This window comes from Serratia proteamaculans, assembly GCF_949794035.1.
Classification (GTDB): Bacteria; Pseudomonadota; Gammaproteobacteria; order Enterobacterales; family Enterobacteriaceae; genus Serratia; species Serratia proteamaculans.
On record NZ_OX461105.1, the window covers coordinates 2,247,724 to 2,263,157 of the forward strand.

Annotated in this window: 12 protein-coding genes; 3 read left to right on the forward strand and 9 right to left on the reverse strand. The window is 60.1% G+C overall.

All coding sequences use genetic code 11. The annotated features are described in order from the left end of the window. Positions 1–103: 103 nt before the first annotated feature. Positions 104–859, reverse strand: a complete 756-nt coding sequence (hutC, locus tag QOT07_RS10585; protein ID WP_112348329.1) for a histidine utilization transcriptional repressor HutC — start codon at positions 857–859, stop codon at positions 104–106. A 176-nt stretch (positions 860–1,035) separates the two neighbouring features. On the opposite strand from hutC, the gene QOT07_RS10590 reads away from it, so the two are divergent. The 3 genes from QOT07_RS10590 (at position 1,036) to QOT07_RS10600 (ending at position 4,038) form a co-directional block, all read left to right on the forward strand. After that, positions 1,036–2,406 (forward strand): formimidoylglutamate deiminase, encoded by a 1,371-nt coding sequence (locus tag QOT07_RS10590; RefSeq protein WP_261426796.1) that lies wholly within the window; start codon positions 1,036–1,038, stop codon positions 2,404–2,406. Then, entirely contained in the window at positions 2,406–2,969 is a 564-nt protein-coding gene (locus QOT07_RS10595; RefSeq protein ID WP_283603074.1) for a HutD/Ves family protein, read from the forward strand. The genes QOT07_RS10590 and QOT07_RS10595 overlap by 1 nt, the downstream gene beginning before the upstream one ends. A gap of 67 nt (positions 2,970–3,036) precedes the next feature. Beyond that, a complete protein-coding gene (locus tag QOT07_RS10600; protein ID WP_283603075.1) occupies positions 3,037–4,038 on the forward strand; it encodes a LacI family DNA-binding transcriptional regulator in 1,002 nt (333 codons plus the stop codon). A 130-nt stretch (positions 4,039–4,168) separates the two neighbouring features. Here QOT07_RS10600 and QOT07_RS10605 read toward each other — a convergent pair whose 3' ends face one another. The 8 genes from QOT07_RS10605 to QOT07_RS10640 all read right to left on the reverse strand — a co-directional run bounded on the left by QOT07_RS10605 (position 4,169) and on the right by QOT07_RS10640 (position 15,413). Further along, positions 4,169–5,611, reverse strand: a complete 1,443-nt coding sequence (locus QOT07_RS10605) for a glycoside hydrolase family 32 protein (protein WP_283603076.1) — start codon at positions 5,609–5,611, stop codon at positions 4,169–4,171. Next, positions 5,608–6,867, reverse strand: coding sequence for an MFS transporter (locus QOT07_RS10610; protein ID WP_207980065.1), 1,260 nt, complete (start codon positions 6,865–6,867; stop codon positions 5,608–5,610). Before QOT07_RS10610 ends, QOT07_RS10605 begins: the two co-directional genes overlap by 4 nt. 172 nt (positions 6,868–7,039) lie before the next feature. Continuing rightward, the gene (locus tag QOT07_RS10615; RefSeq protein WP_207980063.1) at positions 7,040–8,350 is read right to left on the reverse strand and encodes an MFS transporter; all 1,311 of its coding nucleotides are present in this window, start codon (positions 8,348–8,350) and stop codon (positions 7,040–7,042) included. 170 nt (positions 8,351–8,520) lie between these two features. Further along, positions 8,521–10,167: an HAL/PAL/TAL family ammonia-lyase gene (locus tag QOT07_RS10620; RefSeq protein WP_283603077.1), complete on the reverse strand. Its 1,647-nt coding sequence runs from the start codon at positions 10,165–10,167 to the stop codon at positions 8,521–8,523. Positions 10,168–10,218: 51 nt separating this feature from the next. Then, complete coding sequence (locus QOT07_RS10625; protein ID WP_261415930.1) at positions 10,219–11,559, reverse strand: MFS transporter; 1,341 nt, start codon at positions 11,557–11,559, stop codon at positions 10,219–10,221. Positions 11,560–11,561: 2 nt separating this feature from the next. Next, positions 11,562–13,214 (reverse strand): thiourocanate hydratase, encoded by a 1,653-nt coding sequence (gene ertB / locus QOT07_RS10630; protein WP_099065592.1) that lies wholly within the window; start codon positions 13,212–13,214, stop codon positions 11,562–11,564. Next, a complete protein-coding gene (gene ertC, locus QOT07_RS10635; protein WP_207980056.1) occupies positions 13,211–14,302 on the reverse strand; it encodes a thiohydantoin desulfurase in 1,092 nt (363 codons plus the stop codon). The genes ertB and ertC overlap by 4 nt, the downstream gene beginning before the upstream one ends. A 214-nt stretch (positions 14,303–14,516) precedes the next feature. Next, positions 14,517–15,413, reverse strand: a complete 897-nt coding sequence (locus QOT07_RS10640) for a LysR family transcriptional regulator (protein ID WP_099065594.1) — start codon at positions 15,411–15,413, stop codon at positions 14,517–14,519. Positions 15,414–15,434: the final 21 nt, after the last annotated feature.

Below are 15,434 nucleotides of genomic sequence, written 5' to 3' on the forward strand. Positions count from 1 at the left end.
AACCTAGCGCATTCATCGAGTTGTCACAAGAGGCGGGATAAAAATTTGTTATCGGAATGTGATCGTTGTGGAAGGGCGGGTGCAAAAGAGCACCCGCGGGGGATCAGACGTCGTTGGTGAAACGGCCAAACAGCTGATAGCGGCTGCCGGGATACAGCAGGCGCGCCGAGGTCACCACGGTTTTGCCAGACCAGGTGCGGCGGTGGATCAGCAGGCCCGGTTCGTGGTCTTCCAGCTGCAACAGCTCGCGCTCATGATGAGTCGGCACCACGGCTTCCACAATGTGCTCACCGGCGGTCAGCGGTGCGGCCTGGGTCAGGTAGATATAGGGCGTGACGCGGTCAAAATCCTGCTTCATGTAATCGGGTGCGATCAGGGGGTTCACGCAGCGGTCTTCCACCTGCACCGGCAGGTCGTTTTCATAATGCACGATCTGCGAATAGAACAGCTGTTGGCCGGGTTGAATACCTAACGCCAGCGCTTCTTCTTCACTGGCCGGGCGGGCTTTTAACTGCAGGATCTTGCTGCTGTGGCGATGGCCACGGGCGGCGATTTCGTCGGCGATGTTATGCACTTCCAGCAGCGCGGTGTGCGCCTTGGCTTCGGCGACGAAGGTGCCCACGCCCTGCATGCGGATCAGGAAGCCTTCGGTGGTCAGTTCACGCAGTGCGCGGTTGATGGTCATGCGGCTAACGCCAAGCTCGGCCACCAGTTCGCTTTCCGAGGGGACACGTTGGTGCGGCAACCAATGGCCCGCACGGATTTGGTTTACGATCGCCTGCTTGACCCGTTGATAAATCGGGGCGGGGGTATCGCTCATTGCAGCAGCCAGTTGCAGCACGGTCTGTTGATCAACCAAGACGTTAACCTCGTCAAATAAAAAAATAATAACACCAGTTTACTGTTGGTGTCGGCGTATGTATATGTATATACAACTAAGGGCCGGTTCGCCACAGCAATGCGATGGGCCAGTGCATTTTCGGATGCGCGATTATCGCGCGTTATTAGCCGTTACACTAACAGTGGAATACTGCCATGCCTGCTTATTTTGCCTCACGTGCTCTGCTCCCCGAAGGCTGGGCGCATAACGTTCGCCTGGACGTCAATGCGCAAGGCCACCTGACCCAGGTGACTGCCGATGCCGATCCCGAAGGCTGCACCCGACTGCACGGCGACGTAGTGCCGGGCATGCCGAACCTACATTCTCACGCCTTTCAGCGTGCGATGGCCGGGCTGGCGGAGGTGGCGGGCAACCCGCAGGACAGTTTCTGGACCTGGCGCGATCTGATGTACCGCCTGGTACAACGGCTGACGCCGGAGCAGGTCGAGGTGATCGCCCGCCAACTGTATATCGAAATGCTGAAAGGCGGATATACCCAGGTGGCAGAATTCCACTACCTGCATCACGGTGCCGACGGCAACCCCTATGCCGATCGCGGTGAAATGACCGGCCGACTCAGCCAGGCGGCGGCGCAGGCGGGGATCGGTATGACGCTGTTGCCGGTGTTGTACAGCTACGCCGGGTTTGGCGGTCAGCCTGCGCAGGCGGGGCAAAAACGTTTTATTCAGGATGCGGATCGCTACCTGGAGCAGCAGCAGGTGATTGCGCGTCAGTTGGCGGACCAGCCGTTGCAGAATCAGGGGTTGTGTTTCCACTCACTGCGTGCGGTGGAACTGAGCCAGATGCAACAGATCCTGGCGGCGTCGGACAGCACGCTGCCGGTGCATATTCATATCGCCGAGCAGCAGAAAGAGGTCAACGACTGTCTGGCCTGGAGTGGGCGTCGGCCGGTGGCCTGGCTGTATGAGCATCTGCCGGTGGATAGCCGCTGGTGTCTGGTGCACGCCACCCATCTTGACCGTGACGAGCTGGAACAGTTGGCACGCAGCAAGGCGGTGGCGGGTCTGTGCCTGACCACCGAAGCCAATCTGGGCGACGGCATCTTCCCCGGCGACGCCTATTTGCAGCATCAGGGTCGTTGGGGCATCGGTTCCGACAGCCATGTGTCGCTCAACGTGGTGGAGGAGCTGCGCTGGTTCGAATACGGTCAACGGCTGCGCGATCAGCGCCGTAACCGCCTGACCACGCCGGAACAACCGGCGGTGGCGGATGTGCTCTACCTGCAGGCCTTGCAGGGTGGGGCGCAGGCCTGTGGTGCCCCTATCGGCCGTTTGCAAAGCGGTTACCGTGCCGACTGGCTGGTGCTGGACGGCGACGATCCTTACCTGGCTGCCGCGCCGGACGCTTCCATTCTGAATCGCTGGTTGTTCGCCGGCGGCAAGGAACAAATTCGCGACGTGTTTGTTGGCGGGCGTCAGGTGATCGATCAGGGTCGCCACGCCTTGCAACAACAGAGCAGCGCAGAGTTCCTTCAGGTGCTGAAAACCTTCCAGCAGGAGGCATAATGAGCCTGACGCGTTTTGATTTTGCTTCGCTGCCGGTCACGCCGTGGCGCAATGGCGGTGGGGAAACCCGAGAGATTGTCAGCTGGCCGCTGGGGGTTCAGGATTTTGACTGGCGCGCCAGCATCGCCACCATTGCGCAGGACGGCCCGTTTTCGGCATTCAGCGGTATCGATCGTTCGATCACCCTGCTGGAAGGCGACGGCGTACGCCTGTTCAGCGCAGGGCAAATTGATCATCATCTGTCGCAGGTCGGCGAGCCGTTCGCCTTCTCCGGCGATGTGGCGCTGCAGGCGACCTTGCTGGGGGGCAGCAGCCAGGACTTCAACATCATGACCCGGCGCGGACGCTGGGCGGCCAGAGTGCAGCGCGTAACGGCGGTGACCCGGCTGCCGGTGCAACATGCGGGCGTTTTGTACGTGTTGCAGGGACGTTGGGCTGTGGCGGACGGCGTCAGCCTGGCAGCAGGTGAAGGCGGCTGGTGGGCGGCAGGTGAGCACTCCGGTTCACTGACGCCGCTGACGGAGGATAGCGTTATTCTGTGGGCCGACATCACACCCGGTTAAGCCGGGCTAGAGTCCGACGCTAAGTTGTGGGATTATTTGGTTTTCTATCCCACACAAAGAAGGGCGCATGGCCTCGCTGAAAGACGTTGCAAAACTTGCCGGGGTATCGCTCATGACGGTATCCCGCGCCATCAACGAGCCCGATAAGCTGCGGCCGGAAACCTACCAACGCGTCAAACTGGCGATTGACCAACTGGAGTACGTGCCCGATCTCGCGGCGCGGCGAATTCGTGGTGACAGCAGTCGGGTGCAAACGCTCGGCGTGCTGGCGCTGGATACCGCAACCACGCCCTTCTCGGTAGACATGATCCTGTCGATTGAAAAAACCGCGCGTGAACACGGCTGGAACAGCTTTGTGGTCAATCTGTTCGCCGACGACAGCGCGGAGCACACCATCGATCTGCTGCTGGCACACCGGCCGGACGGGGTGATTTTCACCACCATGGGGCTGCGGCAGGTGACACTGCCGACCAAATTGCTGGATAAAAAACTGGTGTTGGCCAACTGCGTCAGTCCGGAAAACGCGGTGGCGAGTTATATCCCGGATGATGAGCAGGGCCAGTACGATGCCATGCGAGCACTGATCGCCAAAGGGTATCGCGCGCCGCTGTGCATTCACCTGCCGGAAACCACCCTGGCGGCCGGGCTGCGCCGCCGTGGGCTGGAGCGAGCCTGGCTTGAAGCGGGGGGCGACGTTGGCCAGTTACGGCAATACCATCTTGATTTGACCGATGGCGACGAGCATTACCGTGACAGCGTAGAACTGCTGGAACGGCACTTTTCGCCTGGGCAGCGCGACTGTGATGTGGTGGTGTGCGGCAACGATCGGGTGGCGTTTATGGTGTATCAGGTGCTGCTGGCGCAGGGTTGGAAGATCCCTCAGCAGGTGGGGGTTTTGGGCTATGACAATATGGTCGGCATCGGTCAACTGTTTCTGCCGCCGCTGACCACGGTGCAATTGCCGCATTACGAGCTGGGGCGGCAGGCGGCTCTGCATCTGATTAATCAGCTGGAACACCGGGAGACGCGAAAGGTGGCCTGCCCGTTGTTGCTGCGCGAATCTCTGTAATCCATTAGGGCTCATAACCACGCGCGGATAATCAATGGAGGCCGGTAGGGGTCGAACACGTTCGACCCGATTTACCCCTTGATGGTGCGATTGGGCGCAGCATGCGGCGCCCCTACCATTAACCGGGCGGTCAGTCCCAGATACTCTCCAACGCCCAGGCCTGGGATGCAGCAAACTGCGCCTGTCCACTTTCGGCAAACAGGCTAATGCCGAGTTGGCCGTCCGCCGGGTAGATACGGCTGGTCAGACAGGCCACGCCCTGATTGACGAACACTTCCAGCGATGAGCGGTCGATAAAGACGCGCAGCGACAACTCGTCACCTTCCGGCAGGGGGACGCTGCGACAGCCGCACAGGCCCGCATCCTCACTGAAACGTTCCAACACCAAACGGTGGGCTTGATTGTCGACGTACAGCCGTGCCGCGTTGCCGATAGCAATGCCATAGCGTTCGGCATCGCTGTCGGTCAGTTTTAGCGTCAACGCCAGTTCTTGCACCTCGGCGTCCAGCATTTGCCGTTGGTTGCGCAAGCTGACCGCAGCAAACGAATGTGGCTGAGCGCGCAACGCCGTCAGCTCGCGCGCCGGGTTCATCAGCAGGTTGCCCTCGGCCCCCAGCGTCAATTCGCGCGGCAGAGTGAGTGCGCCGGCCCAACCCTGCGCTTTGCTCGGCATCGGGGATTCCCACATGTCCATCCAGGCGAACAGCATGCGGCGGCCATCGGCGGCGGTGAAGGTTTGCGGCGCATAGAAATCGTGCCCGCTGTCCAGTTCGCAGAAGGGTTGAGTGACGCTGAAGTCCTCGCCCGGCTGCCAGTGACCGAGCAAATAACCGCTCTGGAAGCGGTTGCGATGACGGTAACCCTGGGCCGCCAGCCCCTGCGGCGAGAACAGCAGCACCTGTTTTTCCCCCAGCGGGAAGAAGTCCGGGCACTCCCACATATAGCCCTGATGCAGCGTCTGTGCACCGCTCAGCACGCGGTCGAACTGCCAATCGCGCAGGTCGTCGGAGCGGTAAAGCCGCGCCTGTCCCAGCCCGTTTTCCTTGGCACCGACCACCATCCACCAACTGTCAGCGGTGCGCCAGACTTTTGGATCGCGAAAATGCTGGATGCCTTCCGGCGGCAATAGTACCGGCCCGTGTTTAACAAAATGGATCCCGTCTTCGCTGGTGGCCAGACACTGCACCTCGCGCACCTGATCGTCGTCTCCTTCCTTGCCCAGCCAGACGTGGCCGGTGTAGAGCAGCGTCAGCACGCCGTTATCATCCACCGCGCAGCCGGAGAAGCAGCCGTCTTTGTCATCGTCGTCGCCGGGGGCCAGGGCGATCGGCTGGTGTTGCCAGTGCGCCAGATCGCGGCTGGTGGCGTGACCCCAGTGCATCGGCCCCCAGTTCTGATCATAGGGGTGGTGCTGGTAAAACGCGTGATAGACGCCGTTAATACAGACCAGGCCGTTGGGATCGTTGATCCAGCCTGCGGCCGGTGCCAGATGAAAGCGCGGGTAGTAGTGATCCTGACGCTGAGCGCGCAGGGCTTCGACCGCATGATCGGCTTGAGCTAAGGCATTTTTCATTGGGTGGGCTCACTTGATTTTAACGTGGATTGAAATTGAGGCGCACTGGCGACAGTCTCGCCGCGCAGCAGGAAGCAGGAAATCAGCGTGGTAGCGGCCACCGCACAGCCCATCAGCAAATAGGTGTCGGCAAAGCCGATGCGGTCGTAGCCATAGCCGGCCAGCGGTGCCAGAAAACCGGCGACGATCTGGCTGATAAACTGGAATCCCACCAGATACAGCGTAGAGGACAGGCGGCTGTCGAAACGAGTGGTGATGTACTTGAACATCGCCACCAGCAGGATAGGCAGTTCTACGGCGTGCAGCAGTTTCATGGCGGAAATCATCAGTGCGCCGCTGGCAAAGCCGGAACCGAACATGCGCAGCGCCATTACGCTGCTGGCCAGCAGCAGGCTCTGTTTAATCCCGAGCCGGTTAACCAGGAAGGGGGCCAGGAACATGCCGCCGGCTTCCAGAAACACCTGTAGCGAGTTGAGGAAACCGTACATGCGGTTGCCTTCCTCGTGGGTGGCGAACTGCGAGGCGAAATATACCGGGAACTGCTGGTCGAACACGCCGTAGATGCTGGTGCCGAGCACGAACACTACCAGCGCCCAGAACCCCGGCAGACGCAGCAGCGCCAGGGCGTCCTGCAGCTTCAGATTCTCCGGCTTGCCGTACTCCAGCCCGGCCATGGCGTTGGGTTTCAGCTCGCGCACCTGCCACAGCAACAGCAGGAACACCGCCGCCGAGGCTGAGGCGATCCAGAAGTTGATATTGGGGTTGATATTGTAGTTAAAACCGGCGAAGAAGGTGGCGCTGGCCCAGCCTAATGAACCCCACATGCGCGCCCGGCCGAATTCGAAGCCAACGATGCGGCTGACTCGTTCGGTATAGGATTCCAGCGCGCCAATCCCGGCATTGAACGCCAGGCTGACAAACACGCCGCCTACCAGTGCGCCAACCACCAGGTTGCTCTGCAGCAGCGGGGCGTAGACGTAGATAAAGAACGGGCCGGTCAGCAACAGCAGTACGCCGACAAACAGCAGCAGGTGCTTACGCAGCCCAAGCTTGTCCTGAATAAAGCCGTACAGCGGTTGGGCGCACAACGCCATAATCGACATCGCCGAGAAGATCAGCCCGGTTTCTGTCCCTTTCAGGCCGATTTTCTGGTTCAGCCAGATGGAGATCAGTGAAAAGCTGGACGACCAGGTAAAGAAGAAGAAAAACAACAGGCCGCTGAGGAGCACATAATATTTTTTTGTTTCGCGGTTCATGTGGAATGCCCTGATGGATGAAATTGCCCTTATTGTTAACGTTAACTTTGGGCCGGATAAAGCCATCAAAGCGAGGGATTGCGATGTTAATCACAAAAGTTAACGTTAACATTTTGTGGGTGTGATCAAAATCACCGAAGAGGAAAAGGGCGCACAGGGCGCCCGACAGGAATTAACGTTGGTTAAGCGAACGCAGATGATCGTCACGCCGCAGGGTCATCAGTGCGAACAGGCTGACCACCGAGGTGGCCACCACGTAGTAGGCTGGGATATCGAGGTTGCCGGTCTGTTTGATCAGGCCGGTGATGATTAACCCCGCTGAGCCGGAAAACACCGCATTGGACAGCGAATAGGCCAGCCCCAGGCCGGTATAACGTACCTGGGTGGGGAACATTTCTGCCAGCATTGCCGGGCCAGGCCCGGCCAGCAAGCCGACCACCGCCCCGGCGATCATCACCGCGATGCCTTTGGCCAGCAGTGAGCTTTGCGGGTCTTGCAGCAGGTGCAGCAGCGGGAAGGTAAACAGGATCACCGCCACTACTGCCGTCAGCATTACCGTTTTGCGCCCCAGTTTATCGCTGAGAATACCGGCGGGCAGAATGGTCAGGGCGAAGCCGACGTTGGCCAATACCGTGGCCACCAGTGCCTGCTGGAAGGTGGCGTGCAGTGAGGTTTGCAGGTAAGAGGGCATCACCACCAGGAAGGTGTAACCGGCGGCGGACCAGCCCATCATGCGGCCAATGCCGAGGATAATGGTTTTTGCTACGCTGCTCAGCTTCACCACCGGTGGTTGCGTGGTTGAGCCGCGGGTCTGCTGTGCCTGGGTAAAGGTCGGCGTTTCCTGCAATTTCAGCCGCAGCCACAGTGCCACTACCCCCATTGGCAACGCCAGCAGGAAGGGAATACGCCAGCCCCAGTCGTGTAGCTGTTCCGGCGTCAATAGCGCGGCCAGCAAGGCCACCAGCCCGGCACCGGCCAGCAGCCCGAACGCCACCGTCAGTGACTGCCAGGCACCAAACAGGCCACGTTTGCCCTTGGGAGCGAACTCGGTCATCAGCGACACCGCGCCGCCAAATTCACCGCCGGCAAACAGCCCCTGAAACATGCGTAGCAGGGTCAACAGCAGCGGGGCGGCAACGCCGATAGAGGCGTAGGTCGGCATCACGCCGATCAGCGCGGTAGCCACGGTCATCAGCAGCAATACGGCGATCAACGTCGGTCGACGCCCAATGCGGTCGCCGATGCGGCCGAAAATTACCGCACCGATCGGGCGGCAGAAAAAGGCCAGCGCAAAGGCGGCATAGGTGAGGATCAGACTGGTGATTTCACTTTCACCCTGCAGGGTGAAAAAATTGGCGGCGATCACGGTAGCGAGAAAACCGTACACGCCGAATTCATACCACTCAATAAAGTTGCCGACCGATCCGGCCAGCAACGCCTGACGCGACTGGCGTGCGTCAATAACCGTCGTTTGTGTGCTCATCCCCATTCCCGTGTGTTTGAATTATTGTCAGTCAGTTCTAAATTCTTATGACAAAACAATCAATTATTTTCAGCGGGAACTGTGAGTGGGGGCTTTAGCTTCAGTACCTATCCCTTCCCCCTAACCCTCTCCCAAAGGAGAGGGGACAATATCGCCAGTATTAGGGGTAATTACCGGCCGTACTGGCGCAGCACCTGCTCAGCGGCGGCGAAGTCGGGGGCCAGTGGGCGATCGATTTCGATAAACGGCACCTGTTGGCGTATCGCCGCGTAGAGTTTGGCCGTAGGAGCAGAGAGCGTAAAACCGTTATGCCGCTGCTGGCGCAGGTCCACCGCCTGGGCGTCGTGCACCAGCAGGATGCCCAGCAGTTGATAAGCGTTATCCACCTGCTGCTGAACACGCTCAACCACCGCCGGGGCGTTAGTGGCGATGTCTTCGATATCGCCGGCGACCGGGAAGTAATCGAGTGAGACCGGCATCGCCAGCTCTTTATTGCGCATTGCCAGCATCATCACCGGTTTTTCCATCGCGCCAAAGGCATGCACGGTGTGATCGGTGCCGAGGAAACGGCTCAGGCCGGTAAACGCCGGGTTATTCAGTTTGACCACCTGTTGGGCGCTGGCCAGCGAGTTGTGCGCCAGTGCCAGTCCCAACTGCTCGAAGGCCAGCACCCACGGCAATGGCTCGAAGTTAGCGCTCGGCAGCACCGCGCCCTGCAGGTTGCCTTCACTCACGTAGCCGACCGCCTCCTGTGGACGCTGTGACGGTGCCGTGACGTTCAGCGCCACCCCTGGGTTGTCGTCGGAACTGTTTAACTGCACCAGTAATTGATCGTAGGCCTGCCGGTAGCTGCGCTGAAGTTCCGCCAGCAGATAGACGCCGGAGCGGAAGCTGAGCGGATCCTGCAGCGGGCGGCTGTCGTCGTGCTGCCACAGGCTGGAACCGACCAACAGTTCACGCAGGTTTTTGCCCATCGCCGCCACTTCCGGATAGGGACGTAGCGCCAGGGTATTGGCCAGAAATGGCGATACGTTGCCGTTTAGTGCCTGCAAACTCAGGGCATAGGTCAGGGTGTTGACCTGCATCAGATGGGCCAGTGAATCCAGCGCCAGTGCGCCACTGGCGGCGGAATAGGCATTGGAACTGAGGATCGCCAGTGCGTCCTTGGCATAGGGAGTAATGGCCGGCGTTTGGCTGCTTTGCAGCGCCGCGCTGGCGGCGACTTTGTTGCCCTGGTAATAGACCTCGCCTTCGCCGAGCATCGCCAGCCCGATGTGGCTGATCACCGTGATATCGCCTTCACCCACCGAACCGTCCGCCGGGATCACCGGGGTAATCCCTTTGTTGAGAAAGGCGACATAGGCGTCGACAATCGCCGGTTGAACGCCCCCGCCCCCGTTCAGCAGGCCATTAAGTCGGGTGACCAGGGTGGCCCGTGCCACGCGAATACTCATTGGTTCACCGATGCCGCCGGAATGGGCATGCAGCAGACCGACGTTAAATTTTTTCGATGCGTCGATCACTTCCTGCGTCAGTTTGCCATGCACGTCGACCATCGGCCGATCCTTGTTCAACCCGACGCCGACCGTCAGCCCATAAATTTTCAAACCGTTCTGTGCCGCCTCGATCAGCACCTTATGTGACATTGTCACGCGTTTGATGGCGGCAGGGGCGACGGCCACCGCTTCGCCATCGGCGACGTTGGCAATCATCTGCGGGGTAATGGAGTGGCCGTCGAGCGTGACGGTAGCCAACCCAAGCTGGCTATAACCGAGCGTCAGCGCGGCCAGCAGCGATAAAATGAGTTTTCCTGGCATGATAAGTGAACCCTTGTTATTGATTATTATGATGTTGTTATTGCTTTATGTTCAGGGCTGCCGCGCCGGATGGCGGGCGATAAAATACAGGGTGATCAATGCCAGCAGGCTGGCGATCATCACATACCAGGCCGGGGCAAAACGGGTGCCGGTATTCTGGGTCAGCCAGGTGAGGATCGCCGGAGCAAAGCCGCCGAACACCGTCACCGCCAGGTTGTAGGACACCGACATGCCGCTGGCCCGCACCTGGGTAGGGAACAGATCGGACAGTGCCGCAGGGGCCACGCCGACGAACAGCGACACCAGGATGCAAAACAGCGTCTGCACCAGGATCAACATCGCGGTGGTGTGGTAGGCATCGAGCAACAACAACAGCGGGTAGCTGGCCACCAGTAACAGCAGTGCCCCGACCTGCAGGATTTTCAGGGTGCCGATCCGGTCAGACCAGGCCCCGGCCGCCACGCAGCACACCACCATAAAGCAGTTGCCGATCAGCGCCGCCAGAAACGCCTGGTGGCTCTCGAAGTGCATCACTCGCTGAACATAAATCGGCATGTAGATGATCAGCGCATAGATGCTTACCGCCCACAGAATCGACAGCCCGGTACCGAGCAGCACCGCGCGGCGATGGGTGCGGAACAGCAAGCGCAGCGGCATTTCCGGCGTGCGGGGTTCCCGCTGCTGGCGCGCCTGCTCTTCGGCGAACAGCGGCGTTTCTTCCAGCGTTTTACGCATCCACAGGCCAATCGGTGCGATCGACAGGCCGATGATGAACGGAATACGCCAGCCCCAGTCACCGATCTGCTCGTGGCTGAGCGTCAGCGTAACCGCGGTTGCCACCAGCGCGCCGAGGATATTGGAGATCCCCATGCTGGCCTGCAGCCATGAAGCGTATTGGCCTTTCTGATGCGCCGGGGCGTGCTCGATCAAAAATGCCGCCGCGCCGCCCACTTCGCCACCGGCGGAAAAGCCCTGCAACACCCGGCCACACAGGATCAGCAGCGGCGCACCGATGCCGATGGCGCTGTACGGCGGCGCAAAGGCAATGATTGCAGTACCGACTGCCATGGTCATGATGGTCAACGTCAGGGCCGCCTTGCGGCCGACCCGGTCACCGTAAGCGCCGATCACCAATGCGCCAAGCGGACGAATAACAAAGCCGAGCCCAAAAGCCAGGAAGGCTTCAAACAGCTGGGTGCCTGCATCGTTCTGATGGAAGAAGTTCTGCGCGATATACACCGCGAAGAAGGCGTACACCGAGAAGTCATACCATTCCAGCGCGTTGCCGATGGAGGCTGCGGCAATCGCCTTGCGGCCGCTGTTTTTACGCGGTGTGGCGGCATCGGCGGCCAGCAGAGGGGCGATGGGCGGAAGCGTGCTTTTATTGATCATTATTATTCTCCGCGAGGCAGTGAGATATATGGCAAGGATTTGTCAGCGATCTCATCCAGTGACTCCTGATAACCGGCATCGGCGTAACGCATCACGCCGGTGGTGGTGTCATTGGTCATCGACAGTTGCAGACGTTGTGCTGCAGCGTCACTGCCATCGGCGATGGTGGTGAGGCCGGAACTGGTCATATAGCCGCTGTAACCGCCGCCGCCGGAGTGGATCGCCACCAGATCGGCCATTGAGGCGCAGTTGACCAGTGCGTTGAGCAGCGGCCAGTCGGCGATCGCATCAGAGCCATCCTTCATTTTCTCGGTCATGATATTCGGATGGGTCATCGCCCCGGCATCGAGGTGATCGCGGGTGAAGGCGATGGGGCCGGACAGGCGTCCGTCTGCCACCATGCGGTTGACCTCCAGTGCCAGTTCGGTACGTTCGCCGTGACCGAGCCAGGCGATGCGCGCCGGTAAGCCTTCAAAGGGCACATGCTGGCGAGCCAGGGTGATCCAGTTGCTGACGATGCGGTTGTCGGCAAAGCGCTCGAGCAAGTAGTCATCGATGACCCGAATATCGTCGCTGTTGTTGGACAGGGCGATCCAGCGGAATGGGCCGATGGCGCGGCAGAACAGCGGCCGCAGAAAGGCTTCGGTGAAAATCGGGATCTCGAAGGCACGCTCAACGCCGCCCTGATGAGCGTGGGTGCGGATCAGATTGCCGTTGTCGAACACCACCGCCCCGCGATCCATAAAGCCGATCATCGCCTGTACGTGCTGAACGATGGAGCGGCGGCTGGCGTCCATCAGCGCATTGATATCGTCCTCGCGCTGTTTGGCCACCTGTTCCGGGCTGTAACCGGCGGGAACGTAGCCGTACACCAGATCGTGTGCGGCAGTCTGATCGGTGACGATGTCCGGGATCACGCCGCGCGCCAGGATGGCCGGGTAGACTTCGGCGGCGTTACCGAGCAGGGCGACCGAAAGGGCTTCTTTGCGCTGTTGCGCGGCGGCTATCATCATCAGCGCCTGGTCGAGATCGGCCGCCTGGTGTTGCAGAAAACCGTTTTTCAACCGTTTGTCGATGCTGGCCTGATTAACCTCGATGGTCAGGATCGCGGCGTTGGCCAGGGTGCCTGCCAGCGGCTGTGCGCCGCCCATGCCACCCAGCCCGGCGGTGAGGATAAAGCGTCCGCGTAGATCGTTGTCGAAATGGCGCTCGGCGATGCGCGAGAAGATTTCATAGGTACCCTGGATCACCCCCTGCGAACCGATATATTGCCAGTCACCGGCGGTCAGGCCGCCCCAGCAGATCAGGTTTTCTTTTTCCCAGCGGTAAAAGTTCTCCGCCTTCGCCCATTGGCCGACCATATTACAGTTGGCCATGATCACCAGCGGAGCGTTGGCGTGAGTTTGCAGCAGGCCAATTGGCTTGCCGGACTGTACCAGCAGGGTCTGGTCTTCACGCATGGTTTTTAACGCGTGGACAATGGCATCGTGTGACGGCCAGTCGCGCGCGGCTCGGCCCAGCGCGGCGTACACTACCAGCTCATCCGGGTTTTCACCGACTGCCAGCACGTTTTCCAGCAGGCGCAGCAGCGCCTCTTGCCGCCAGCCCAGGCAGCGCAGCGTGCTACCTGAAGTCACTTCAAAGGTTCTTTTCATGCGGCATCTCCTGACGGCAGATAGCTGCGCAGATCGATACCCAGCGTTTTCTCAACCGGGGGATAGACCGCCGGATCGGTCACCGACGACGAAAGGGGGAACTGGGAGTGATGCATATGGAAAATCACCACTTCCATGCCTGGCCTCAATTGCCCGGCGCTGATCGGGTTACCGGCGCTGTCCAGCGTGGTGATCACGTCCGGGTAGCTGGCGATGCGCTCGCCGTGGGCGTCCTCTACCGCCATGTGTTCGTTCATGACGTGGATGCGGCGCAGTGCATTACCCTCACCGAGAGTCACGATGCCGACGTCAAACGCCTCTTCGGTATAGCGCAGACTGTTGGTTGTTACCACGCCGCTGCCAATAATCTGGCCACCGGTATGACGACAGATGGCATCGACCACGCCGTTGCCTCGCGCTGCCAGGATGCTTTCACCCAATGAGATTGCCAGGCTGATGCCCCCCAGTGCGGCGTGTTGGCGCACGTAGGCCGCCGGTATCGGGTTACGGCAACTGGCGATAAACCCGCCGGACATGTCGGCCGCTTTGCGCAGCACCGGCGACACCTTGGCGGTGGCCCCTTTCACTACCAGCTCGATATAGGCGTTATTGGCTCGGTTACCGCCGACGGCGGCCTGGATCATCGGTTGCGGGCTGGAAGCCAGACCGAGGGAGCCCATATCGCCGGTTGGGTGGGCGCGCAGATCGCCGACCGCATCGACCACCTTGCAACCGAGTACGGCGGCGGGCAGCCAACCATTGAGGGTACTGGACATGCCGTTCTGGCCGACGATCAGTCCGGCGATCGGGGCCCCCAGTTCCTGCTGCACCAGTTGCACCGCCTTGACGTAGTCGACGCCAAGCATCTGCCAGTCGGTCAGGCCGCCGGGGGCACCAATTGCCGCCGCGGTGGCTAACCAGGCGTCATCGGCCAATTCGTCGAGGCTGACCAGTTCCGGGCGACCTATGGTCACCGCCAGTCGCCCCAGCTCCAGGCCGTGGGCAACCCAACCACCGCCGCCGCAAGCAAATACCGAACCGCCTTTTACCGCGGCTTCCACATCATTAAGTGTTAAAACACGCCCCATGGTCTGTGCTCCTGAAAGTATCGGTGAGATTGCGCTTGAATGAATAATCTATGAATAATTGCGCTACCGGAATTCGATACTAGGGGGCGGTTAACTAAAATGTCGCATTACTTTTTATCACCTGCGTATAACAAAATGTTAACCCATGGGACAGGTGAATGAGTTATGCCGCTATCACTCGGGAAAGCGGCAGGAAGGGAAGCGCTTAAAGGGCTTAGCGTGACCAGTGGATCTGCACCGACTCCAGGGTGGCGATAAACGCCTGGGCCAGGCGTGACAGGGGTTCGTACATGCCATGTACGATGCTGATCGGGGTTTTGGCGGTGGGTTCTATCGGCCGGAAAACCACCTTGGTCCACACCGGGCCGTTGGCGGTAATTTCGTCGATCAGCGCGATGCCTACCCCGGCCTGTACCAGCGCACAGGCTACGTGGATCTGCTGTACCTCAACGGTAGGGCGCAGGAGCATATTGGCGTCATCCAGCAGCTTGCGCACCAGTTGGCCGATAGGGATCTCGCTGCCGTAACCGATAAACGGCTGGTCGATCAAATCTTCGATGCTAATCACATTTTTGGCGGTCAGCGGGTGAGTGGCGGGCAGTGCCACCACCAGTCGGTTTTCGTATAGCTGGCGTGAATGGACGTTGGGATGGCCTTCATGCAGAAAGGCTACACCCAATTCGACCTGCTGCGTCAGTACCGCCTGCAGCAAGACGTCCGGGATCATGGTGTGCAGGATCACCCGTGCCTCGGGCAACTGGGCGTGGAACCTGGCGATAGCGCTGGGGATCAGGCCCTGGCCCAGGCTTGGGCTGCAGGCGATGCGCAGGTGACCCATGCGATTTTGGATCAGATCTTCCGCCACTTCGTTGACCCGTTGCACTCCCTGATACACCGAGTTGACCTCGACAAACAGGTGACGCGCCTCCGGTGTCGGGTACAGGCGGCCCTTGATGCGTTCAAACAACGTCAGGCCCAAGCGCTGTTCGGTATAGGCAATCAGCCGTGAGACCGCCGGTTGGGAAACATGCAGTAGCTTGGCGGCACCGCTGATCGAACCGGTCAGCATGATGGCGCGGAACACTTCGATTTGCTTGAGGTTTAAACGCACACCCCCTCCACAATGGTTAAC

What these genes read in the sequence shown, in the direction of transcription:
- QOT07_RS10590 (WP_261426796.1), top strand. Translation starts at nt 1,036, where the DNA reads ATGCCTGCTTATTTTGCCTCACGTGCTCTGCTCCCCGAAGGCTGGGCG.
- QOT07_RS10595 (WP_283603074.1), top strand. Translation starts at nt 2,406, where the DNA reads ATGAGCCTGACGCGTTTTGATTTTGCTTCGCTGCCGGTCACGCCGTGG.
- QOT07_RS10600 (WP_283603075.1), top strand. Translation starts at nt 3,037, where the DNA reads ATGGCCTCGCTGAAAGACGTTGCAAAACTTGCCGGGGTATCGCTCATG.
- QOT07_RS10605 (WP_283603076.1), bottom strand. Translation starts at nt 5,611, where the DNA reads ATGAAAAATGCCTTAGCTCAAGCCGATCATGCGGTCGAAGCCCTGCGC.
- QOT07_RS10610 (WP_207980065.1), bottom strand. Translation starts at nt 6,867, where the DNA reads ATGAACCGCGAAACAAAAAAATATTATGTGCTCCTCAGCGGCCTGTTG.
- QOT07_RS10615 (WP_207980063.1), bottom strand. Translation starts at nt 8,350, where the DNA reads ATGAGCACACAAACGACGGTTATTGACGCACGCCAGTCGCGTCAGGCG.
- QOT07_RS10620 (WP_283603077.1), bottom strand. Translation starts at nt 10,167, where the DNA reads ATGCCAGGAAAACTCATTTTATCGCTGCTGGCCGCGCTGACGCTCGGT.
- QOT07_RS10625 (WP_261415930.1), bottom strand. Translation starts at nt 11,559, where the DNA reads ATGATCAATAAAAGCACGCTTCCGCCCATCGCCCCTCTGCTGGCCGCC.
- ertB (WP_099065592.1), bottom strand. Translation starts at nt 13,214, where the DNA reads ATGAAAAGAACCTTTGAAGTGACTTCAGGTAGCACGCTGCGCTGCCTG.
- ertC (WP_207980056.1), bottom strand. Translation starts at nt 14,302, where the DNA reads ATGGGGCGTGTTTTAACACTTAATGATGTGGAAGCCGCGGTAAAAGGC.